24 protein-coding genes and 1 tRNA gene are annotated in these 22,572 nt (G+C 65.4%); 18 read left to right on the top strand and 7 right to left on the bottom strand.

Annotated elements, in window-relative coordinates; translation table 11 throughout:
- The first annotated feature begins 12 nt into the window (after window positions 1-12).
- The 3 genes from ACSFCA_RS07585 to ACSFCA_RS07595 are packed head-to-tail and all read left to right on the top strand — an operon-like array spanning window position 13 to window position 2,215.
- A complete protein-coding gene (locus ACSFCA_RS07585) occupies window positions 13-909 on the top strand; it encodes an ABC transporter permease (RefSeq protein ID WP_435459354.1) in 897 nt (298 codons plus the stop codon).
- Entirely contained in the window at window positions 909-1,703 is a 795-nt protein-coding gene (locus tag ACSFCA_RS07590; protein WP_435459353.1) for an ABC transporter ATP-binding protein, read from the top strand. Before ACSFCA_RS07585 ends, ACSFCA_RS07590 begins: the two co-directional genes overlap by 1 nt.
- The gene (locus tag ACSFCA_RS07595; protein ID WP_435459352.1) at window positions 1,703-2,215 is read left to right on the top strand and encodes a GNAT family N-acetyltransferase; all 513 of its coding nucleotides are present in this window, start codon (window positions 1,703-1,705) and stop codon (window positions 2,213-2,215) included. The genes ACSFCA_RS07590 and ACSFCA_RS07595 overlap by 1 nt, the downstream gene beginning before the upstream one ends.
- Before the next feature lie 7 nt (window positions 2,216-2,222).
- On the opposite strand, the gene ACSFCA_RS07600 is transcribed toward ACSFCA_RS07595, so the two are convergent.
- On the bottom strand, window positions 2,223-2,501 hold the full coding sequence (locus ACSFCA_RS07600) for a hypothetical protein (RefSeq protein WP_435459351.1): 279 nt from the start codon (window positions 2,499-2,501) through the stop codon (window positions 2,223-2,225).
- Window positions 2,502-2,613: 112 nt separating this feature from the next.
- On the opposite strand from ACSFCA_RS07600, the gene hemA reads away from it, so the two are divergent.
- The 6 genes from hemA (at window position 2,614) to paeA (ending at window position 8,187) form a co-directional block, all read left to right on the top strand.
- Entirely contained in the window at window positions 2,614-3,885 is a 1,272-nt protein-coding gene (hemA, locus tag ACSFCA_RS07605) for a glutamyl-tRNA reductase (RefSeq protein WP_307616273.1), read from the top strand.
- 98 nt (window positions 3,886-3,983) lie between these two features.
- On the top strand, window positions 3,984-5,072 hold the full coding sequence (gene prfA / locus ACSFCA_RS07610; RefSeq protein ID WP_258353234.1) for a peptide chain release factor 1: 1,089 nt from the start codon (window positions 3,984-3,986) through the stop codon (window positions 5,070-5,072).
- A complete protein-coding gene (gene prmC / locus ACSFCA_RS07615) occupies window positions 5,072-5,926 on the top strand; it encodes a peptide chain release factor N(5)-glutamine methyltransferase (RefSeq protein WP_435459350.1) in 855 nt (284 codons plus the stop codon). The genes prfA and prmC overlap by 1 nt, the downstream gene beginning before the upstream one ends.
- A gap of 30 nt (window positions 5,927-5,956) precedes the next feature.
- Window positions 5,957-6,283 (top strand): Grx4 family monothiol glutaredoxin, encoded by a 327-nt coding sequence (gene grxD, locus ACSFCA_RS07620; RefSeq protein ID WP_093057456.1) that lies wholly within the window; start codon window positions 5,957-5,959, stop codon window positions 6,281-6,283.
- Window positions 6,284-6,299: 16 nt separating this feature from the next.
- Window positions 6,300-6,821, top strand: coding sequence for a cupin domain-containing protein (locus ACSFCA_RS07625; RefSeq protein WP_435459349.1), 522 nt, complete (start codon window positions 6,300-6,302; stop codon window positions 6,819-6,821).
- A 55-nt stretch (window positions 6,822-6,876) separates the two neighbouring features.
- Complete coding sequence (gene paeA, locus ACSFCA_RS07630; RefSeq protein WP_258353232.1) at window positions 6,877-8,187, top strand: polyamine export protein PaeA; 1,311 nt, start codon at window positions 6,877-6,879, stop codon at window positions 8,185-8,187.
- A gap of 28 nt (window positions 8,188-8,215) precedes the next feature.
- On the opposite strand, the gene ACSFCA_RS07635 is transcribed toward paeA, so the two are convergent.
- Entirely contained in the window at window positions 8,216-8,902 is a 687-nt protein-coding gene (locus ACSFCA_RS07635) for a lytic transglycosylase domain-containing protein (protein ID WP_258353231.1), read from the bottom strand.
- Window positions 8,899-10,644, bottom strand: a complete 1,746-nt coding sequence (locus ACSFCA_RS07640; protein ID WP_258353230.1) for a proline--tRNA ligase — start codon at window positions 10,642-10,644, stop codon at window positions 8,899-8,901. Before ACSFCA_RS07640 ends, ACSFCA_RS07635 begins: the two co-directional genes overlap by 4 nt.
- 147 nt (window positions 10,645-10,791) lie before the next feature.
- On the opposite strand from ACSFCA_RS07640, the gene ACSFCA_RS07645 reads away from it, so the two are divergent.
- On the top strand, window positions 10,792-11,460 hold the full coding sequence (locus ACSFCA_RS07645) for an RNA pyrophosphohydrolase (protein ID WP_093057451.1): 669 nt from the start codon (window positions 10,792-10,794) through the stop codon (window positions 11,458-11,460).
- A complete protein-coding gene (locus ACSFCA_RS07650; protein WP_258353229.1) occupies window positions 11,408-12,001 on the top strand; it encodes a CNP1-like family protein in 594 nt (197 codons plus the stop codon). The genes ACSFCA_RS07645 and ACSFCA_RS07650 overlap by 53 nt, the downstream gene beginning before the upstream one ends.
- A gap of 48 nt (window positions 12,002-12,049) precedes the next feature.
- Here ACSFCA_RS07650 and proB read toward each other — a convergent pair whose 3' ends face one another.
- From proB to rplU, 4 genes are all read right to left on the bottom strand, one after another.
- The gene (gene proB / locus ACSFCA_RS07655) at window positions 12,050-13,189 is read right to left on the bottom strand and encodes a glutamate 5-kinase (RefSeq protein ID WP_258353228.1); all 1,140 of its coding nucleotides are present in this window, start codon (window positions 13,187-13,189) and stop codon (window positions 12,050-12,052) included.
- Window positions 13,190-13,279: 90 nt separating this feature from the next.
- Window positions 13,280-14,356, bottom strand: a complete 1,077-nt coding sequence (cgtA, locus tag ACSFCA_RS07660; RefSeq protein WP_435459348.1) for an Obg family GTPase CgtA — start codon at window positions 14,354-14,356, stop codon at window positions 13,280-13,282.
- 71 nt (window positions 14,357-14,427) lie between these two features.
- Window positions 14,428-14,688 carry a 50S ribosomal protein L27 gene (gene rpmA, locus ACSFCA_RS07665; RefSeq protein ID WP_093057448.1) on the bottom strand — a complete coding sequence of 87 codons (261 nt, stop codon included), beginning with the start codon at window positions 14,686-14,688 and terminating at the stop codon, window positions 14,428-14,430.
- 12 nt (window positions 14,689-14,700) lie between these two features.
- On the bottom strand, window positions 14,701-15,012 hold the full coding sequence (gene rplU, locus ACSFCA_RS07670; protein ID WP_007833243.1) for a 50S ribosomal protein L21: 312 nt from the start codon (window positions 15,010-15,012) through the stop codon (window positions 14,701-14,703).
- A gap of 191 nt (window positions 15,013-15,203) precedes the next feature.
- Between rplU and ACSFCA_RS07675 the strand changes: the two genes are divergently transcribed.
- From ACSFCA_RS07675 to ACSFCA_RS07705, 7 genes are all read left to right on the top strand, one after another.
- A complete protein-coding gene (locus tag ACSFCA_RS07675; RefSeq protein WP_258353226.1) occupies window positions 15,204-16,196 on the top strand; it encodes a polyprenyl synthetase family protein in 993 nt (330 codons plus the stop codon).
- Between the two features lie 51 nt (window positions 16,197-16,247).
- Window positions 16,248-16,324, top strand: a tRNA-Pro gene (locus ACSFCA_RS07680).
- Between the two features lie 113 nt (window positions 16,325-16,437).
- Entirely contained in the window at window positions 16,438-18,171 is a 1,734-nt protein-coding gene (gene pilB, locus ACSFCA_RS07685; protein WP_435459347.1) for a type IV-A pilus assembly ATPase PilB, read from the top strand.
- A gap of 26 nt (window positions 18,172-18,197) precedes the next feature.
- A complete protein-coding gene (locus tag ACSFCA_RS07690) occupies window positions 18,198-19,427 on the top strand; it encodes a type II secretion system F family protein (RefSeq protein WP_093077476.1) in 1,230 nt (409 codons plus the stop codon).
- Window positions 19,427-20,392 (top strand): prepilin peptidase, encoded by a 966-nt coding sequence (locus ACSFCA_RS07695; protein ID WP_435459346.1) that lies wholly within the window; start codon window positions 19,427-19,429, stop codon window positions 20,390-20,392. Before ACSFCA_RS07690 ends, ACSFCA_RS07695 begins: the two co-directional genes overlap by 1 nt.
- An 8-nt stretch (window positions 20,393-20,400) precedes the next feature.
- On the top strand, window positions 20,401-21,009 hold the full coding sequence (coaE, locus tag ACSFCA_RS07700) for a dephospho-CoA kinase (protein ID WP_435459345.1): 609 nt from the start codon (window positions 20,401-20,403) through the stop codon (window positions 21,007-21,009).
- A gap of 69 nt (window positions 21,010-21,078) precedes the next feature.
- Window positions 21,079-22,572, top strand: coding sequence for an MBOAT family O-acyltransferase (locus ACSFCA_RS07705; RefSeq protein WP_258353222.1), 1,494 nt, complete (start codon window positions 21,079-21,081; stop codon window positions 22,570-22,572).

Consider the following 22,572-nt stretch of genomic DNA (forward strand, 5'->3'; position numbering starts at 1 on the left):
CCTTTTTCTCTCATGTCGCTCATCGCTTCGCTGGGCGCCATCGAGATCGGTCTGATATTCGGACTGGTCGCGCTGGGCGTCTTCATGTCGTTTCGCATCATCAACTTTCCCGACCTCACGGTGGACGGCAGCTTTCCGCTCGGCGCCGCCGTGGCCGCGACGCTGATCGTCGCGGGCTGGAACCCGGTGGCCGCCACCGCGGTGGCCTGCGTGGCCGGCGCCGCCTCGGGCTGGGTCACAGCCTGGCTCAACGTGAAGCTGAAGATCATGCAGTTGCTCGCGAGCATCCTGGTGATGATCGCGCTGTACTCCATCAACCTGCGCGTGATGGGCAAGCCCAACGTGGCGCTCATCACCGAGCCGACCGTGTTCAGCATGGTCGACTTCGGCGGCATGCCCGAGCAGTGGGCCAAGCCGCTGTTGCTGCTGCTGATCGTGATCGTCGCGAAGGTCCTGGTCGACATGTTCTTCGCCTCGGAAGCGGGGCTCGCGATGCGCGCCACCGGCGGCAATGCGCGCATGGCGCGGGCCCAGGGCATTTCCACCGACTTCCACACCATGGCGGGCCTGGCGCTGTCGAACGCGCTGGTGGCGCTGGCCGGCGCGCTCTTCGCGCAGAGCCAGGGCACGGCCGACATCTCGATGGGCGTGGGCACGATCGTGATCGGCCTGGCCGCGGTGATCATCGGCGAGACGCTGCTGCCCGCGCGAAGCATGGTCATCACCACGCTGGCCTGCGTGCTCGGTGCGCTGCTGTATCGCTTTTTCATCGCGATGGCGCTGAACACCGACTTCATGGGCTTGCAGGCGCAAGACCTGAACCTGGTGACTGCCGTGCTGGTGGCGTTCGCGCTGCTGGTGCCAGCCTACAAGCGCAAGCTGGGCGGGCTTTTCAAGGGGAAGAACTGATGCTGCGCGCCCAACAACTCGAAATGACCTTCAACCCGGGCACGCCGATCGAGAACCGCGTGCTGCGCGGGCTCAACCTGGAGATTCCGACCGGCCAGTTCGTCACCGTGATCGGCTCGAACGGCGCGGGCAAGTCGACCTTTCTGAATGCGGTGAGCGGCGACTTGATCGTCGACAAGGGCAGCATCGAGATCGACGGCAAGGACGTGACCCGCCTGAACGCCTGGCAGCGCTCGGGCATGGTGGCCCGCGTGTTCCAGGACCCGATGGCCGGCACCTGCGAGGCGCTGACCATCGAGGAGAACATGGCGCTCGCCTGGAAGCGCGGCGAGCGCCGGGCCTTCGGCTTTGCGCTGAACCGCAACCTGCGCGAGCTGTTCCGCGAGAAGCTGTCGATCCTGAAGCTGGGGCTGGAGAACCGGCTGGCCGACCGCATCGGCCTGCTCTCGGGCGGGCAGCGGCAGGCGGTGAGCCTGCTGATGGCATCGCTGAAGCCCTCGCGCATCCTGCTGCTGGACGAGCACACGGCCGCGCTCGACCCGAAGACTGCCGCCTTCGTGCTGGAGCTGACCGCCAGGATCGTCGAAGGCAGCCAGCTCACCGCGATGATGGTGACGCACAGCATGCGCCAGGCGCTGGACTACGGTTCGCGCACGGTGATGCTGCACGAGGGCCAGGTGATCCTCGACGTGGCCGGATCGGAGCGCTCGGGACTCGACGTGCCCGACCTGCTGCGCATGTTCGAGCAGACACGCGGCGAGAAGCTGGACGACGACAAGCTGCTGCTGGCCTGATGGTGTCGGATGCCCCATTCGCGCGCGGCATGCGCGCCGCCGATCTCGACGCTGTGCTCGCGATCCAGCTCGCCTGCTATGGCGCGGGGTTCGTGGAGGACGGCGCGCTGATCGCCCGGCGGCTCGCGGCCGCGCCGCGTACGGGCTGGGTGGCCGAGCATAAAGGCGGTGTGCGGGCCTATCTGGCGGGGTATCCGTCAGTGGCCGGCAAGCTCACTCCGCTGCACGGGGAGTTCGAAGTAGCAGAACAGCCCGATTCGCTGTACCTGCACGACCTGGCGGTGCATCCGGACGCCTCGGGCCTGGGGCTGGGCCCCCTGCTGGTACGCCATGCCTGGACCCACGCGGCACAGGCCGGCTGGCGACATTCGACGCTGGTGTCGGTGCAATCCTCGGTGGGTTTCTGGCTGCGCCAAGGCTATGCGGCCACGCAGCCCGCCGGCACCGGGCAGCAGGCCCGTCTCGCCACCTATCCCGGCGAGTCGGTCTACATGATCCGCCGGCTCGGCTGACTGGTTGTCAGCGGCGCCAGCCGCGCATCGCCAGCCACTGGACAGTGCCGCAAACCACCACGAGCGCGGCATAGGTCACCATCGCTCCGTCGCGCCCGAACACGGCAAGGCCCACCACCAACACCCCCACGCCGGCCGCAAAGGTCAGCGCCCACTGCACCCACCAGCGCGGAACGCCGGCGCAGCTTCCGCCCAGGAACCGCCCGACAAAGGCCAGCACCAGGGCCAGGAAAGCCGCGGGTGCTACAAAATTAAGCAGGTGGTTCAGGAGGGCCAGCAGGTCCATCGGGAGGGGTTACGCACGTGCCGGAACATGCGCGGAAGGTTATGGCTGTCATAGGGAAAGCCATTTGTCCTTCCGCAAGCCTCGTGCGGCTGCTGATTTTATAATCACGGCCATGTCAGTCTGGGCTCTCGGCTTGAACCACACGACCGCGCCGCTCGATCTGCGCGGTCGTTTCGCGTTCGCGCTCGACCAGATAGCCCCCACGCTGCAGAGCCTGCGCAGTTCCTTTGCCTCCGGCCGCCACCCTCAGGTCGAGGCCGCGATCATCTCCACCTGCAACCGCACCGAGATCTATTGCGCCTCGGAACACGCCGCGCTCGACCACACCTTCGGCTGGCTGGCGGCCAGCGGCGGCGTGGCCCCCGCCCTGCTGCGCTCGCATGCCTACACCCTGCATGACGACGAAGCCGCGCGCCATGCCTTCCGCGTGGCCAGCGGGCTCGATTCGATGGTGCTGGGAGAAGCGCAGATCCTCGGCCAGATGAAAGACGCCGTGCGCGCAGCCGAGACGGCCGGCGCGCTCGGCAGCACGCTGAACCAGCTGTTCCAGCGCTCCTTTGCCGTCGCCAAGGAGGTCCGCACCGCCACCGAGATCGGCGCGCACTCCATCAGCATGGCCGCCGCGGCGGTCCGGCTGGCCGGGCAACTCTTCGAAGATTTGCATCAAACGCGCGTGCTGTTCGTCGGCGCTGGCGAAATGATCGACCTTGCGGCCACGCACTTCGCGGCCAAGGAGCCCAAGTCGATCGCCATTGCCAACCGCACGCTCGAACGCGGCGAGAAGCTGGCCTCGCGCTTCGGCGGCGAGGCAATGCGGCTGGCCGACCTTCCCTCGCGGCTCGCCGAGTTCGACATCGTGGTGAGCTGCACCGCGAGCACGCTGCCGATCATCGGCCTGGGCGCCGTCGAGCGGGCGCTCAAGGCGCGCAAGCACCGCCCGATGTTCATGGTCGACCTGGCCGTGCCGCGCGACATCGAGCCCGAAGTGAAGGCGCTCGAAGATATTTATCTCTACACCGTCGACGACCTCGCCCAGGTCGTGCAACAGGGCCAGGCCAACCGCCAGGCAGCGGTGGCACAGGCCGAAGTGATCATCGATGCCGGCGTGCAGAGCTTCATGCACTGGCTCGGCCAACGCGGCACCGTGCCGCTGATCCAGCAGCTCAACGCACAGGCCGACGAGTGGCGCGCCGCCGAAATGGCCCGTGCGCGCAAGCTGCTGGCCAAGGGCGAATCGGTCGATGCGGTGCTCGAAGCCATGTCGCGCGGGCTCACGCAGAAGATGATGCACGGTGCCATGGCCGAGCTACACGCGGGCGATGCCGCCTCGCGCGAGCAGACGGCGCAGACGATCTCGCGTCTGTTCCTGCGCAAAGAGCGTTAGCGACGCTCGTCATCGCCTGGCCCGACCGGCCGCGATCTTCTTAATGCGCCCTGCCCTCGCACGGCAGCACCCTCCCTTTTTTCGAGCCTCTTTCCCCCGTGAAATCCTTTCTGCGCCATCAACTCGAACGCTACGCCCAGCGCCTGGGCGAGCTCGACTTCCTGCTCTCGCGCGAAGACATCATGAGCGACATGGCGCAGTACCGCACCATCTCTCGCGAGCATGCCGAGGTCACGCAGATCGCCGGCCGCTACGAGCGCTACCGCCAGCGCGAGGCCGACATCGCAGGCGCCAGGGAGATGCTCGACGACCCCGACATGGCCGAGATGGCGAAGGAAGAAATCGCAGGCGCCGAAGCCGAGCTGGTGCAGCTCGAAGAAGAACTGCAGCGCCTGCTGCTGCCCAAGGACCCCGATGACGCGCGCAATGCCTTCCTCGAAATCCGCGCGGGCACGGGCGGCGACGAATCCGCTCTGTTCGCGGGCGATCTGCTGCGCATGTACACACGCTATTGCGAGCGTGCCGGCTGGCGCTGCGAGGTGGTGAGCGAAAGCGAGAGCGAGCTCGGCGGCTACAAGGAAGTGGTGATCCGCATCGTGGGCGACGACGTGTTCGGTCACCTGCGCTTCGAATCGGGCGGCCATCGCGTGCAGCGGGTGCCCGCCACCGAGACACAGGGCCGCATCCACACCAGCGCCTGCACGGTTGCCGTGCTGGCCGAGCCCGACGAGACCGTGGCCGTGCAGATCAACCCGGCCGACCTGCGCATCGACACCTACCGCGCTAGCGGCGCCGGCGGGCAGCACATCAACAAGACCGACTCGGCCGTGCGCATCACGCACATCCCGACCGGCATCGTGGCCGAGTGCCAGGACGACCGCAGCCAGCATCGCAACAAGGCCAAGGCGCTGCAGGTGCTGTCGGCGCGCATCCAGGAAAAGGAGCGCAGCGAACGCGCCGCCAAGGACGCGGCAATGCGCAAGGGGCTGATCGGCAGCGGCGACCGCTCGGACCGCATCCGCACCTACAACTTTCCACAGGGGCGCCTGACCGACCACCGCATCAACCTCACGCTCTACAAGCTGCTCGCCATCATGGAAGGCGACCTCGGCGACGTGCTCGACGCATTGCGCGCCGCACGCGAGGCCGAGCAGCTGGCCGAGCTCGAATCGAGCCTGCCGGCGTGATGACCACCACCGAGAACCCGTTGCCGTCGACCGTGGCGCAAGCACTGACCGCGGCTGTCGCCCTGGGCATCGACCGGTTCGACGCCCAGCTGCTGCTGCTGCACGCGCTGGGCCGCGCGCCGCACGATCGGGCCTGGCTGCTGGCGCACGACACCGACGCGATGCCTAATTCGGCGTGGTCCGCGCTGGCCGCGCAGCTGTCGCGGCGCCGCACCGGCGAGCCGGTCGCCTATCTGCTGGGCGAGAAGGAATTCCATGGCCTCAACCTGCAGGTCGATGCCCGCGTGCTCGTGCCGCGGCCCGACACGGAAACGCTGGTCGAATGGGCGCTGCAGTGCCTCGAAGGCCATGCCGCTCCGCGCGCGCTCGACCTCGGCACGGGCAGCGGCGCAATTGCGCTGGCCCTGCAGCACGCCCGCCCCGATGCACAGGTCGACGCGGTCGACGCCAGCGCCGATGCACTTACGGTCGCCCAGGCCAACGCCCGACGCCTCGACCTGCCCGTACGCTTCGCCCAGGCAAACTGGCTCGACGGTGCCGGCAACGGCTACACGGTCATCGCCAGCAATCCGCCGTACATCGCCGCCAGCGACCCGCATCTGCCCGCGCTGCGCCACGAGCCTTCTTCCGCGCTGGTTGCAGGCGCCGACGGTCTCGACGACATCCGCCAGATCGTGCAGAACGCCCCCGCCCACCTCGCGGAGGGCGGCTGGCTTCTGCTCGAACACGGCCATGACCAGGCCGCCGCAGTGCGCCAACTGCTCGCCGCGCGCGGTTTCGCCGAAGTGCAAAGCCGCGACGACCTCGCCGGCATCCAGCGCTGTTCCGGCGGAATCTGGCGCACGGTGAAATAATCCCCCCAGCCTATTTTTTCAGGAGTCCCCATGTCCGACGCCCAGCAACGCATCGACGACCTCGTCAAGACCAACGACCTCGTGCTCTTCATGAAGGGCAATGCAAGCTTTCCGATGTGCGGCTTCTCTGGCCGCGCGATCCAGATCCTGAAGGCGGTCGGCGTCGACACCAAGACGCTCAAGACCGTCAACGTGCTCGAAGACGACGGCATCCGCCAGGGCATCAAGGAATACAGCAACTGGCCCACGATCCCTCAGCTCTACGTGAAGGGCGAGTTCATCGGCGGCTCGGACATCATGATGGAGATGTACGAATCGGGCGAACTGCAGCAAGTGGTGAACGGCGCTGCCGCCTGAACCAACGAAGCCGGTCATGAGCCACGATCACGACGCGGATCACGGCCATTCGCATGACGGCGATGAAGGCGAAGGCGCCCCGGCCTGGAAGCACGACGGCGTGCGGGTGATCGGGGCCAACCAGCTCGACGTCAACACCGCGCAGACGCCCGGCATGAACCGGGCGGCCGCCATCAACTTCGCCCGCGTGGGCGCACAGAAGCTCTGGGCCGGCACCGTGACCATCCACGCCGATGCCAAGACCGGCGCCCATCACCACGGGCACCTCGAATCGGTGATCTACGTCGTGCGCGGCCGGGCCCGCATGCGCTGGGGCGAGAAGCTGGAGTTCACGGCCGAGGCCGGGCCGGGCGACTTCATCTATGTGCCGCCCTTCGTGCCGCACCAGGAGATCAACGCCAGCGCGACCGAAACGCTCGAATGCGTGCTGTGCCGCAGCGACGGCGAGGCAGTGGCGGTGAACCTCGACATCGAGCCCGTGGAAAAACCTGAATCGGTGCTCTGGGTCGACCCGACTCACCCCCACGGCGGGGTCTGAGCGTTTTTCCGGTGCCGAGTCATGGCACCATGGTGGCCGTCTTCGACGTGCCACCATGACCCTGACCCAAAGCCTGCTCATCATCGCGCTGCTGATTGCGCTGAGCGCCTTCTTCTCCCTTGCCGAAATCACCTTGGCTGCCTCGCGCCGCCTGCGTTTGCGCCAGATGGCCGACGAAGGCGACCCTCGGGCAGAGAAAGTGCTGCGCGTGCAGGAGCAGCCCGGCCACTACTTCACCGTGGTGCAGATTGGGCTCAACGCAGTGGCGATTCTTGGCGGCGTCGTGGGCGAGGGCTCGCTCAGCCCGTATTTCGCGGTCTTCTTCGAGAAGTGGCTGAGCGTCGAGGCTTCGGCCAGCGCGGCCTTCCTCTGCTCGTTCATCATCATCATCGCGGTGTTCCTGGTGTTCGCCGACCTGTTTCCCAAACGGCTGGGCATGAGCAACCCCGAGCAACTGGCGGTGCGCATGGTCGGGCCCATGCAGTTGCTGATCACCACCTTCAAGCCGCTGGTGTGGTTCTTCACGCGCTGCACCGACCTGCTGTTCAAGCTGCTCGGCATGCCGATGGTGCGCGACGACAAGATCACCTCGGCCGACATCCTCGCGATGACCGAGGCCGGCGCGCGGGCCGGCGTGCTCGCGGTGCGCGAGCAGCAGGTGATCGCCAACGTGTTCGAGCTGGAAACACGCCTGGTGAGCAGCGTGATGACCGCGCGCGACAGCATCGCCTGGTTCCTGCACGACGACCCCGAGTCGGTGCTGCGCGCGCGCATCGTGGCCGAGCCCTTCTCGGCGTACCCGGTGTGCGACGGCGACATCGACCACGTGCTGGGCTATGTGGACGCCAAGGACATGTTCCAGCGCGTGCTCAGCGGCCAGCCACTGGCCTTCGACCAGGGCCTGCCGCTGCACAAGGCGCTGGTCATTCCCGACCGGCTCTCGCTCACTGAAGTGCTCGAGCAATTCCAGCAGGCGCATGAAGACTTCGCGATCATCGTCAACGAATACAGCCTGGTGGTGGGGGTGATCACGCTCAACGACGTGATGAGCACGGTGATGGGCGACCTGGTGTCGATGCCCGACGAAGAGCAGATCGTGCAGCGCGACGAAAACTCGTGGCTCATCGACGGCATCACGCCCATTCAAGACGTGCAACGCGCGCTGCACATCGACGAACTGCCGCATGCCGAGGAGTACGAAACGCTCGCGGGCTTCCTGATGGTGATGCTGCGCCGGGTGCCCAAGCGCACCGACAACGTGACCTGGGGCGGCTACACCTTCGAGGTGATGGACGTGGACAGCTACCGCATCGACCAGGTGATGGTCACGAAGGGTTCGGGCACCGCCAAGGCGCCGGCGAGCTGACCGGACTGGAGCGGACTGGCTGGCGGGCTCAGGCCGCCGACCGGTCCTTGTCCTTGTCCTTTTCCTTCTCGCGCTCCTTGTCGTTGAACACCCAGAGCCGCTGGTTGGCGAACACCGCGTTCGGGTAAGGCGACTTGCCGCGGCTGCCGTTGTAGCGACCCAGCGTCATGTACAGGTCGCCGTTCTCGCGGTCGAGGTAGTGGCGCAAGATCACGCAGCCGAAGCGCAGGTTGGTCTGCATGTGGAAGAGCTTGGCCGAATCGCTGTCGCCGATCACGCGCGTCCAGAACGGCATGACCTGCATGTAGCCGCGCGCGCCGGCACTCGACACCGCGAACTTGCGGAAATTGCTCTCGACCTGCACCAGCCCGAGCACCAGGCTCACCTCGAGCCCCGAGCGCTTGGCTTCGTACCAGGCGGTCTGCAAAAACTCGATGCGCGAGGGCGCGTCGGCGATCTTCTTCTTGAGGCGTTCGCTCATCTCGCCGAGCCAGCGCAGGTAGGCCAGGCGGGCTTCGGTGTTCGCAAACTGGGGCACCGGCGGCGCCTTGTTGTGGATGGCGGAGCTCAGTGCGGTGCGCACCGAGTCGATCAGCGGCTCTTCGATCTGCGCACCGGCCAGGGCGGTCTGCGGCAGCGACAGCATTGCGAGGGCCCCCGCCGTCACGGCGCCGCCCAGGCACTGGCGTCGCGAGAGGCCGCCCTCGAGGCTCATTTCGCGAGCTTGCCGGTGATGAAGTCGGCGATGCCGGCTGCAGGCACCTTGGTGGCCGCGGTGTCGCGCCGGCCCTGGTATTCGAGCTGACCTTCCTTGAGACCGCGATCCGAGATGACCACGCGGTGCGGCACGCCGATCAGCTCCCAGTCGGCGAACATCGCGCCGGGGCGCTCGCCGCGGTCGTCGAGCAGCACGTCGACGCCCTTGGCAAGCAGCTCTTCGTAGAGCGCTTCGGCCGCCACCTTGACCTCGGGGCTGCGGTCCATGCCGATCGGGCAGACCACCACCGTGAACGGGGCCAGCGCGTCGGGCCAGATGATGCCGCGCTCGTCGTGGTTCTGTTCGATGGCGGCGGCCGGCAGGCGGGTGATGCCGATGCCGTAGCAACCCATTTCGAGGAATTGCGGCTTGCCGCCTTCGTCGAGGTAGGTGGCGTTCATGTCCTTGCTGTACTTGGTGCCCAGCACGAACACGTGGCCGACTTCGATGCCGCGCTCGATGGCCAGCACGCCCTTGCCGTCGGGCGAAGCGTCGCCCGCGACCACGTTGCGGATGTCGGCGATCAGGTCGGGCTCGGGCAGGTCGCGACCCCAGTTGACGCCGGTCATGTGGAAGTCGACTTCGTTGGCGCCGGTGATCCAGTCGGCCATGACGGCAGCTTCGCGGTCAGCCACGAGCTTGACGGGCTTCTTGAGGTTCAGCGGGCCCAGGTAGCCGGGCTTGCAGCCGAAGTGGTCCTCGATCTCAGCGAGGGTTGCGAAGCGGAAGCCCTGGTTCAGGCCGGGCAGCTTGCTGACCTTGATCTCGTTCATGTCGTGGTCGCCGCGCAGCAGCAGCAGCCAGACCTGCGAGCCCTTCGGATTGCCGGCCTCATCGACGATATCGGTGGCAAGCACCAGCGACTTGATGGTGGTCGAGAGCGGCACGCCGAGCAGTTCGGCCACGTCGGCGCAGGTGCTCTTGCCGGGGGTCGGCGTTTTCTGGAGCGGCTTGGCTGCCGCGGGGCGCGGGCCGGCCGGGGCCAGCGCCTCGGCCTTTTCCATGTTGGCGGCGTATTCGCTGTCGGGGCAGTAGACGATGGCGTCTTCGCCGGTCGCGGCGATCACCTGGAATTCTTCGCTCAGGTCGCCGCCGATGGCGCCGCTGTCGGCCGCCACGGCGCGGTAGCGCAGGCCGAATCGGTCGAAGATGTTGCGGTAGGCCTGCGCCATGGTCTGGTAGCTGGCCTTGGCCGCGTCGAGGTCGCGGTCGAAGCTGTAGGCGTCCTTCATGATGAATTCGCGCCCACGCATCAGGCCGAAGCGCGGACGGCGCTCGTCGCGGAACTTGGTCTGGATCTGGTAGAAATTCTTCGGCAGCTGCTTGTAGCTACGGATTTCCTGGCGCGCGATGTCGGTCACGACCTCTTCGCTGGTCGGCTGGATCACGTAGTCGCGGTCGTGCCGGTCCTTGATGCGCAGCAACTCGGGGCCCATCTTCTCGAAGCGGCCGGTCTCCTGCCAGAACTCGGCCGGCTGCACCACGGGCATCGTCATCTCGACGGCGCCGGCGCGGTTCATCTCTTCGCGCACGATGGCTTCGACCTTGCGGATCACGCGCAGCCCCATGGGCATGTAGGTGTAGATGCCCGTGCCGAGCTTCTTGATCATGCCGGCCCGCATCATGAGCCGGTGGCTCGCGACCTCTGCGTCAGCGGGCGCTTCCTTGAGGGTGGAGACAAAAAATCGGGAAGCTTTCATCGGGATCGGTGTGATGGATTCGCTGGATTCGAAAATGGGAAGTGGGGGACTGCTCCCCCGGAGAGACCCTGAGAGCCTGGCATCGGCAGCTTGCCGAGGGCAACCCGGCATGCATAATCGACTCAGTTCAAAAATTGGGGTTTGATTATGCTCGACCGGGACGGCTTCAGGCCCAACGTCGGCATCATCCTGCTCAACCAGAGAAACCAGGTTTTCTGGGGCAAACGCATACGCACGCATTCCTGGCAGTTTCCGCAAGGCGGCATCGACCGCGGCGAAAGTCCCGAGCAAGCCATGTTCCGGGAACTGCACGAGGAAGTGGGGCTCCATCCGGAGCACGTGCGCATCGTGGCCCGTACCCGCGACTGGTTGCGCTACGAGGTGCCGGATCGGTTCATCCGCCGTGACGCACGGGGCCACTACAAGGGCCAGAAACAAATCTGGTATTTGCTGCAACTCGTCGGCCACGACTGGGATCTCAACCTGCGTGCCACCGACCATCCCGAGTTCGATGCTTGGCGCTGGCACGACTACTGGGTGCCGCTCGACGTGGTCGTCGAGTTCAAGCGCGGCGTCTACGAGATGGCGCTCACCGAGCTTGCTCGCTACCTGCCAAGGCAGGATTTCCGCAACCGCTTCCTGCGCAGCAACGTGCGCGCCCGAGAATTCGAGCGCCATTCGCCAGACGCCGGGGCGCCTCCCGGACTGGACCTGCCGCCCGGCGGCAGTTTCGATCCGCATCCCGACATTCCTTCTGCGAGCGATGAACCTCCTGTCCACAACAACAAAGCGCCGTTCCTTCCGACGCAACGCTGAACGCGCCCTTCTTCTGATCTGCTTCGGCGTCCTCGCGGGCTGCGCCTCGGGCCAGCACGACACCGACAACCCCGATTGGGCGCAGGCCGGCAGCCCGCCGCCGCCGAAGCGGTCCGAAACGGACAGGGAATGGGAAGAAACGGCAACGCCGCCGCCGCCGGCCTTCAGCGAAAGCCGTCTGCTGCCGATCGAGATGCCGCCCTACATGAGCCTGAAGTTCGGCGTCGACCCGAACACGATCACGATCACTGGCGACGGGATCGTGCGCTACGTGGTGGTGGCGCGCAACCGCACTGGCAGCGCCGTCAACGCCTTCTACGAGGGCGTGCGCTGCTCCACTGCGGAAATGAAGAGCTATGCGCGCTACAACAACGGCGCCTGGCAAGACGTCGCAAAGCCGGAGTGGAAACGCCTGAACGACCTGAACTCCAGCTACACCCGGGCGCTGTCGACCCAGGCCCTGTGCCGCGGCAATGCGCCGCGCGCCTCGATCGGGGAAATGGTGCAGAACATACGCAACCCGGTGCGGGAAGTGCAGTAGTCAATCCAGACAACAACGGGGCCTTGCGCCCCGTTGTTGTTTGGATCATCAGCTGGGCATCAGCACCATGTTGTCGCGGTGGACCATCTCGGGCTCCGCAACATAGCCCAACAGGCGCTCGAACTCGCTCGAGGGCTTGCGGCACAGCAGGCGCGCCTCCACGCTCGAATAGTTGGCAAGGCCCCGGGCCAGCTCGACACCGTCGACATCGCGCACCGCGATCACGTCGCCGCGCGAAAACTCGCCTGAAACGCTGGTCATGCCGATCGGCAGCAGGCTCTTGCCCTCGGCCCGTACCTTGGCTGCCGCACCCGCATCGACGACGACGGCGCCGCGCAGTTGCAGGTGGTCGGCCATCCAGCGCTTGCGGGCCTGGTGCTTGGCGGTCTGCGCCACCAGCAGCGTGCCGATGGACTCGCCCCGCGCCAGGCGCAGCAGGGCATCGGCCTCTCGGCCCCAGGCGATGACCGTGGAAGCGCCAGAGCCGGCGGCGCGCTTGGCCGCGAGGATTTTGGTGATCATCCCGCCACGGCCGATGCTGGAGCCTGCGCCACCCGCCATCGCTTCGAGCGCCGGATCGCCCGCGGCGGCTTCGTGCACGAACTTGGCTTCCGGGTCCTTGCGCGGATCGGCCGTGTACAGGCCCTTCTGATCTGTGAGGATGACCAGCGCATCGGCCTCTACCAGGTTGGCCACGAGTGCGCCGAGCGTGTCGTTGTCGCCGAACTTGATCTCGTCGTTGACGACCGTGTCGTTCTCGTTGATGACCGGCACCACACCCAGCTTGAGCAGCGTGACCAGGGTCGAACGGGCATTGAGGTAGCGCTCGCGATCGGCCAGGTCGGCATGGGTCAGCAGCACCTGCGCGCTGCCGATTTCGTTTTCGCGCAGCTTGGTTTCGTACATCTGGGCCAGGCCCATCTGTCCGACGGCCGCAGCGGCCTGAAGCTCGTTGATTTCGTGCGGCCGGGTGCGCCAGCCGAGGCGCTTCATGCCTTCGGCAATGGCCCCGCTCGACACCATCACGACCTCGCGCCCTTCGCGCACCAGTGCAGCCAGTTGCCGGCACCACTCGCCGATGGCAGCCTCGTCGAGACCGCGCCCCTCGTTGGTCACGAGGCTGGAACCCACCTTGACGACGATACGGCGGGCATCCCGCAAGGCAGTGGATCCGGAGTTCGAGGTCATTTTCGGGTTGTAACGGTCTTGAATGCTGCGTGGATTGCTGTCTATCTATCTATCTGTTGGCAGGGCCGCGGGGCGATGCGGCAACGCCGCTCAGGCGCCCTCGGAAGGCAACGGCGTGAAGCGCGGATCGACGACGACCGGCGCGTGCTCGGCCACCTGCTGTGCCTTGACCTGCTGATAAATGGCCTGCACCAGGTGTTCGCAGCCTTCGCGGGTGAGCGCCGAGATTTCGAACACAGGCCCCTTGAAGCGCAGGCGCTTCACGACGTCCTTGACGCGCGCCGCGCGTTCTTCGGTCGGCACCATGTCGAGCTTGTTGAGCACGAGCCAGCGCGGCTTTTCGTAGAGCGCAGCGTCGTACTTCTTGAGCTCGCCGACGATGGCCTTGGCCTGGGCGACAGGGTCGATGTTGTCGTCGAACGGCGCCATGTCGATCACATGCAGCAGCAGGCGCGTGCGTTGCAGGTGGCGCAGGAAGAGATGGCCGAGGCCCGCACCTTCGGATGCGCCTTCGATCAGGCCGGGAAGGTCGGCCACCACGAAGCTCTGCTCCGGGCCGACGCGCACAACACCGAGGTTCGGGTGCAGCGTGGTGAAGGGGTAGTCGGCAATGCGTGGGCGGGCATTGGAAATGGCACTGATCAGCGTCGACTTGCCGGCATTCGGCATGCCGAGCAGGCCGACGTCTGCCAGCACCTTCAGCTCCAGCTTGACGCTGCGCTTTTCTCCAGGCCAGCCGGGCGTCTTCTGACGCGGCGCGCGGTTGATGGCGCTCTTGAAGCGCATGTTGCCGAAGCCACCGTCGCCGCCCTTGGCGATGGTGATGACTTCGCCCTCTTTCAACAGCTCGAACAGCACCTCGCCGGTTTCGACATCGGAGATGATCGTGCCGACCGGCATCTTGAGCGTGATGTCGTCGCCCGCGGCACCGAACATGTCGGAGCCCATGCCGTGCTCGCCGCGCTTGGCTTCGTGGCGGCGCGAGTAGCGGAAATCGACCAGCGTGTTGAGGTTCGAATCGGCCACTGCGAACACGTGGCCGCCGCGGCCGCCGTCGCCGCCGTTGGGGCCGCCGAATTCCTTGTACTTCTCATGACGGAACGACACGCAGCCGTTGCCGCCATCGCCGGCGGCGATGTCGATGAAGGCTTCGTCGACGAACTTCATGGGATGTCCAGTTTACAAATGAAGAAGCCCCGGCAATGCGGGGCCTCGGGCAGGTCGAAGTGACTCGAGGCTTACGCCGCGGGGGTCACGTTGACCGTGTGCTTGTTGAGTGCACCCTTGGTACCGAACGACACGTGGCCGTCGACCAGGGCAAACAGCGTGTGGTCCTTGCCCACGCCGACGTTCACGCCGGGGTGGAACTGGGTGCCGCGCTGGCGCACGATGATCGAGCCTGCGCTGATCAGTTCGCCGCCGAAAGCCTTCACGCCGAGCATCTTGGGCTTGGAGTCGCGCCCGTTTCGCGTTGAGCCGCCGCCTTTTTTCTGTGCCATGGAATCTGCTCCTTAGCCGGCGATCGCGCCGATTTGCAGTTCGGTGAACTGCTGGCGATGGCCTTGACGTTTCTGATAGTGCTTGCGACGGCGCATCTTGAAGATGTGGACCTTGTCGTGCTTGCCGTGCGACAGTACCGTGACTGTCACCGTTGCGCCGGACACCAGGGGCGTGCCAACCTTGATTTCAGCGCCGTTTCCGACAGCCAGAACCTGGTCGATCACGATTTCCTGGCCTACGTCCGCAGCAATCTGTTCTACTTTAATTTTCTCGCCGGAAGCAACGCGATACTGCTTGCCACCGGTTTTTATGACCGCGTACATGTAAACCTCTTAGAAATGAGTCTCCGCAGCGAATTCCGCAGAGCCCAAGATTATAGCGCGGTTTGTGCCTGCTAACCACTTTCAGCCCAGCGCAATCCCGGCAAACCGCCGCGGCTCCCTATAATTTGCGCCTTCCGGCCCTTCCCCAGCTTGGGTCGCCATCATCCTCAGCAGCGCTCCGCGCCTCCGCTTTGCCAGTTCCCGCCGCCGACACCTCCCCCACCGCCACCGTGCTGGACCTGATTGCCGGCGACATGGTCGAAGTCGACCGTGTGATCGCCCGCCGCCTCGACACGGGCGTGCCGCTGGTCAGCCAGGTTTCCAGGTACATCATTTCCGCTGGCGGCAAACGCCTGCGGCCGGCGCTCCTGCTGCTGATGTCGGGCGCGCTGGGTTACACCGGCGAACAGCGCTTCAATCTGGCCGCCGTTGTGGAATTCATTCATACGGCCACCCTGCTGCATGACGACGTGGTCGACGAATCGACCCTGCGGCGCGGGCGAGCGACCGCCAACGAATCGTTCGGCAACCCGGCCAGCGTGCTGGTCGGCGACTTTCTCTACTCGCGCGCATTCCAGATGATGTTGGATGCCAGCAACATGCGCGTCATGCAGATCCTGGCCGAAGCCACCAACGTGATCGCCGAAGGCGAGGTACTCCAGCTGATGAACATGCACGACGCATCGCTGGACGAGGCGGCATATCTGCGCGTGATCCGCTCGAAGACCGCGAAGCTCTTCGAGGCCAGCACCCGCCTCGCGGCCGTGCTGGCAGGCGCCACACCTGATGTGGAAGAGGCCTGCGCCACCTACGGACAGGCACTCGGCACCGCCTTCCAGGTGATCGACGACGTGCTGGACTACGCGGGCGACGCCAACGAGACAGGAAAGAACGTCGGCGACGACCTACGCGAAGGCAAAACCACGCTCCCGCTCATCTTCGCAATGCAGCGAGGCACCTCGGCTCAGAGCGACCTGGTGCGCGCCGCCATCGAGGCGGGCGACACCGCCCAGTTGGGCAAGGTCGTCGAGATCGTTCGCGAAACTGGAGCCCTGGACGCCTCCCGCGCGGCGGCTGCCGCCGAAGCACAGCGCGCAATTCATGCGCTGAGCGGCTTCCCATCCAATTCGCACGCTTCAGGTTTGCTACAATTGGCGGCTCAGTTGCTTGAGCGACGTGCCTGAACACCTCTCCTGAGTTGGCATCTAGGACGATTTCTTTTTTCTTGCAACCATCGGGGTGTAGCTTAGCCTGGTAGAGCGCTACGTTCGGGACGTAGAGGCCGGAGGTTCGAATCCTCTCACCCCGACCAGCCTTTGGCTGGCATAAATAAATGGCCATGCCTGTTGCTGTGTAGCGATTTACAGCACTGGGCTGTTCAGCGATGATCGTGAAGCACTTTTTCACATCTTTTTCATTCGTTGAATGGCCGCTGCCGAACTTCCAGTTAAAGAACCCTCGCAGATTGCCCTCCCCGGGCTCGCGCGCGCCCTGGTGTCGGCCGGCAAGCTTCCTGCCAGGGCCGCCGAAGACATCTACCAGAAGTCCCTGAGTGGCCGCACCAGCTTCATCGCGGAGCTGACCGGCTCTGGCGCCGTCTCGGCCGCCGATCTCGCCCACACCCTTTCCACCGCCTTCGGCGCGCCGCTGCTCGATCTCGACGCCATCGATCCCCAGCGCCTGCCGAAGGATCTGCTCGACGCGAAGCTGTGCCACGCGTACCGCATCGTTGTCCTGAGCAAACGCAACAACCGTCTGATTGTTGCAACAGCCGATCCCTCGGACCAACAGGCGGCAGAGAAGATCAAGTTCGCCTCCCAGATGGGTGTCGACTGGGTCATCGCGGAATACGACAAGCTGTCGCGAATGATCGAAGCCGCCGCAGTGACCGCGGCGGAGAGCATCAACAACATCGTCGGCAGCGAGTTCGAGTTCGACGATGTCTCGGCCGACACCTCGGGCGACAGCAACGAGCAGGCGATCGCGGAAGTCGAAGACGCACCGGTCGTGCGCTTCCTTCACAAGATGCTGCTCGACGCCGTCGGCATGCGGGCCTCGGACATTCACTTCGAGCCCTACGAGCATCACTACCGCGTGCGTTTCCGGGTCGACGGCGAACTGCGCGAGATCGCCAGCCCGCCCACCGTCATCAAGGACAAGCTGGCCTCGCGCATCAAGGTCATTTCCCGGCTCGACATCTCCGAGAAACGCGTGCCGCAGGACGGCCGAATGAAGCTCAAGATCGGGCCCGACCGCGTGATCGACTTTCGCGTGAGCACACTGCCCACGCTGTTCGGCGAGAAGATCGTCGTTCGTATTCTCGACCCGAGCAGCGCGCGCCTGGGTATCGATGCCCTGGGCTACGACGCGGATGAAAAAGCGCGGCTCCTGCATGCCATCGGCCGCCCGTACGGGATGGTGCTCGTCACCGGCCCGACTGGCTCCGGCAAGACAGTGTCGCTCTACACCTGCCTGAACCTGCTGAACCAGCCGGGCGTCAACATCGCCACGGCGGAAGATCCGTCGGAAATCAACCTGCCCGGCGTCAACCAGGTCAACGTCAACGAACGGGCCGGCCTGACCTTCGCGACCGCGCTGCGCGCCTTCCTGCGCCAGGATCCCGACATCATCATGGTCGGCGAAATCCGCGACCTCGAAACCGCCGATATCTCGATCAAGGCCGCGCAAACGGGCCACCTGGTGCTCTCCACGCTGCACACCAACGACGCGCCGACCACGCTCACGCGGATGCGCAACATGGGTATCGCGCCGTTCAACATCGCATCCAGCGTGATCCTGATCACGGCACAGCGCCTCGCGCGGCGGCTGTGTACCGTCTGCCGCGTGCCGGCCGACGTCCCGCGCGAAGCGCTACTCGACGCAGGGTTCAGGGCGGAAGATCTGGACGGCACATGGAAGCCCTACCGCCCCGTCGGCTGCTCCGCTTGCAGCGGCGGCTACAAGGGCCGCGTGGGCATCTACCAGGTGATGCCGATCACCGAGGCCATCCAGGAAATCATCCTGCGGGACGGCAGCGCGCTCGACATCGCACAGCAGTCCGAGGCGGAGGGCGTACGCTCGCTGCGTCAGTCGGGTCTGCGCAAAGTGATGCAAGGTCTCACTTCTCTGGAAGAAGTCGTGGCCTGCACCAACGAATAACGAACACACTGAAAACCGGAGATCGAATGGCAACAGTGGCATCCACCCGCTCACGTGATGGGCTCAAGGAGTTTGTCTTCGAATGGGAAGGCAAAGATCGCAACGGCAAGATGGTGCGCGGTGAGCTTCGTGCCGCCGGCGAAAACCAGGTGCAGGCCGCACTGCGTCGCCAGGGCGTGCTCGCGTCCAAGATCAAGAAGCGCCGCATGCGCTCCGGCAAGGCGATCAAGCCCAAGGACATCGCCATCTTCACGCGCCAGCTGGCGACCATGATGAAGGCCGGCGTGCCCTTGATGCAGTCCTTCGACATCGTCGGGCGCGGCAACGCGAACGCAAGCGTGGCCAAGCTGCTCAACGACATCCGCAGCGACGTGGAAACCGGCACCTCGCTGTCGGCTGCCTTCCGCAAGTTCCCGAAGTACTTCGACAACCTGTACTGCAACCTGGTGGAGGCCGGCGAAGCGGCCGGTATTCTCGAAGAACTGCTGGACCGGCTGGCCACCTACATGGAAAAGACCGAGGCGATCAAGTCCAAGATCAAGTCGGCATTGATGTACCCGATCTCGGTGATCGTGGTGGCCTTCGTGGTCATCGCCATCATCATGATCTTCGTCATTCCGGCGTTCAAGGAAGTGTTCACGTCGTTCGGCGCTGACCTGCCCGCGCCGACGCTGATCGTGATCAGCATCAGCGAATTCTTTGTGTCCTACTGGTGGCTGATCTTCGGCGGCATTGGCGGCGGACTCTACTTCTTCATGCAGGCCTGGAGGCGCAACGAGCGCTTTCAAAGGGTCATGGACCGGGCACTGCTGAAGGTACCAATTTTCGGCGTCCTGATCGAAAAATCCTGCGTAGCCCGCTGGACCCGCACCCTTGCAACCATGTTCGCCGCCGGCGTGCCACTGGTCGAAGCCCTCGATTCGGTGGGTGGCGCCTCGGGCAACACCGTCTACGGCGACGCCACGACGAAGATCCAGCAGGAGGTCTCCACAGGCACCAGCCTCACCACGGCCATGACCAACGCCAACCTGTTCCCTTCCATGGTGATCCAGATGACCGCCATTGGCGAAGAATCCGGCTCCATCGACCACATGCTGGGCAAGGCCGCCGACTTCTACGAATCCGAAGTGGACGACATGGTCGCAGGCCTCGCCAGCCTGATGGAACCCATCATCATCGTGTTCCTCGGCACCATCATCGGCGGCATCGTGGTGTCGATGTACCTGCCTATCTTCAAGCTCGGCCAGGTCGTTTGATGCTCGTTTCGCGGGAGTTCGACACCGTTTTCGCCGGTGTGCTGGGGCTATTGATCGGCAGCTTCATGAATGTCGTCATCTACCGCACACCGGTGATGATGTACCGCGACTGGCTCGCCGACGCCGTCGCCAATCTCATGTCCTCGAAGGATGCACCCTCGCTGTGGTCGCTGGCCTTCGGCCCGAAGGTCGCGCCCCCCGCGGGGCTGGAAGCAGCTGCTGACAAGGCGGCTGCAGTCATCGAAGCGCAGCCTCCTTTCGACCTGACCCGTCCCGCGTCGCGCTGCGGAACGTGCGGGCACAAGATCCGCTGGTACGAGAACATCCCCGTGCTGAGCTACGCCGCCCTGCGCGGGCGCTGTTCGTCGTGCAAGACCTCGATCAGCCTGCGCTACCCCTTGGTCGAGCTGGTCACGGGCGCCCTGTTCGCCCTCTGCGCCTGGCGTTTTGGCATCACGCCGGCCGGGGTGCTCTGGGCCGCATTCGGCGCCTTGCTGATCTGCCAGTTCCTGATCGATTTCGACACCCAGTTCCTGCCCGACTCGCTCAACTACCCCCTGCTTTGGCTCGGCCTGATCGGCGCGGCCATGGGCTGGACCGGCGTGCCGCTGAGCTCGGCGGTCTGGGGCGCGGTGTTCGGCTACCTGAGCCTCTGGCTTGTGTACCATGGCTTTCGCCTGGTTACGGGCAAGGAAGGCATGGGCTATGGAGACTTCAAACTGCTTGCCGCGCTGGGCGCCTGGCTCGGCGCCGACTATCTCATCGCGATCATCCTCGTCTCTTCGCTGGTGGGCGCGGTGATCGGCGTGACGCTGCGCGTCGCCGGCAAACTGGCGCACAAGGACATTCCCATCGCTTTCGGTCCCTTCCTGGCCGGGGCGGGCCTCGTCTGCCTGGTGGCGGGCCCGGAAGTCGTGAGGCAATGGATTCCGTTCGCCTTCCCCCTTGGCGCACTGATCCATTGACACACCGCATGGTGCGGCGCATCGGCCTGACGGGCGGCATCGGCAGCGGCAAGAGCACCGTCGCCGGGCTGCTGATGGCCCAAGGGGCGGTACTGGTGGACACCGACGCCATCGCGCGCGCCATCGCGCTCCCTGGCGGCATCGCCGTGCCGGCCCTCGAGGCAGCCTTCGGCCCCGGGGTCATCGCCCCGGATGGCGGCCTGGACAGGGCCGCCATGCGACAGATCGTGTTCGCGGATGCGGGTGCCAAGGCTCGCCTCGAATCCATCCTCCACCCCTTGATCGGCGCCGAAACCCAGCGCCAGGCCGCAGCAGCGGGCGAGGATGCGGTCGTCGTGTTCGATGTTCCCCTGCTCGTCGAATCCGGCCGCTGGCGCGCCACTGTCGACCGGGTGCTGGTGGTCGACGCCACCGAGGAGACGCAGCTCAAGCGCGTCGTCGCACGCTCGGGCTGGACGCCGGAAGCGGTCAAGGCAGTGATCGCCCAGCAGGCCACGCGCCGGGCGCGCCGGGCCGCCGCCGACGCGGTCGTTTTCAACGAGTCTTTGACGCTGGAGGAACTCGCTCAGCAGGTACGGGGTCTCTGGGAACGGTGGGTTCGGCCGGGCACGCGATAATTTAGGGTTGACGCCGCGACGGCTACACGACGATCACGTCAAACGGCGCACGCCTCAGCGCCCCTCACGATGCTTTTCAATTCGTACCCTTTCATCTTCGTTTTCTTCCCGCTGGTCCTGATCGGCTTCTTCCTGATCGGTGCGCGCAGCCCCCGGTCGGCGGCGGGTTTCCTGGCACTGGCTTCGCTCTTCTTCTACGGATGGTGGAGCGTCAAGGCACTGCCCTTGCTGCTGGGGTCGATCTGCATCAACTACTGGTTCGGACTTCGGCTTACGCCCTCGCCCGGCCGGGAAGACAAGCACCGCAAGGCCCTGCTGATCATCGCGCTGGTGGTCAACCTCGGGGTGCTGGCCGTATTCAAGTACGCCAACTTCTTCCTGGAAAACATCGATGCCGGCCTGGCCGCCGCGGGCTTCGCGCAGATCGATCTGGTGCACATCGTGCTGCCGATCGGCATCTCGTTCTACACCTTCACGCAGATCGCCTTCCTGGTCGACTGCTGGCAGGGCAAGGTGCGGGAGCGCAGCTTCGTGCACTACGCGCTGTTCGTCACCTACTTCCCGCACCTGATCGCGGGCCCGGTGCTGCATCACGCGCAGATGATGCCGCAATTCAACAACCCGGCCACCTACCGGTTCAACGCCAACAACATGGCGCTCGGACTGGGCATCTTCGTATTCGGCCTGGCCAAGAAGATGCTGATCGCCGACCCGCTAGGGCAATACGCCGACATGATGTTCAAGGGCGTGCACGAAGGCGTGCTGCCCTCGCTGTACACGGCCTGGTTCGGGGTGCTGGCCTACACGCTGCAGATCTACTTCGACTTCTCGGGCTACTCGGACATGGCGGTCGGCCTGTCGCTGTGCGTGGGCGTGCAGTTGCCGCTCAATTTCAGGTCGCCTTACAAGTCGACCAACATGATCGAGTTCTGGCGCCGCTGGCACATCTCGCTGTCGACCTTCCTGCGCGACTACCTCTACGTGCCGCTCGGCGGCAACCGCAAGGGGCCGGCCCGGCGCTACATCAACCTTTTCCTGACGATGCTGCTGGGCGGCCTGTGGCACGGCGCCGCCTGGACCTTCGTCATCTGGGGCGCGCTGCATGGCGCCTACCTGATGGTCAACCACTTCTGGAACGCCAAGGTGCGCCGCGGCAACACCAAGACCACGTGGTACGGCCGCGCGGCCGGCTGGTTCATCACCTTCCTGTGCGTGATGATCGCCTGGGTGGTGTTCCGGGCCGACAGCATGACGGCCGCCGTCGAGATCTACAAGGGCATGCTGGGCCTGCACGGCGCGCCCGTGTCGGCCTTCAGCGAGTTCCGCGTGCCGTTCCGCAAGCCCGAGTTCTTCCAGACCATCCTCGTCGGCCTGGTGATCTGTCTGGCGCTGCCGCCCACCATCACGCTCGATCGCTGGATCCCGAACGTCGCGGGGCTGGCCGGCCGCCCCCGCCTCCAGCGACTGGCCACCTGGGTCACGGGCCTGGGCTGCATCTATCTTTTTGGCCTGTGCGTGTCGAAGTTCGGCAACTACAGCCCGTTCCTCTATTTCCAGTTCTGA

Origin of the sequence: Variovorax multivorans, assembly GCF_051216835.1 — a bacterium.
Classification (GTDB): Bacteria; Pseudomonadota; Gammaproteobacteria; order Burkholderiales; family Burkholderiaceae_C; genus Variovorax.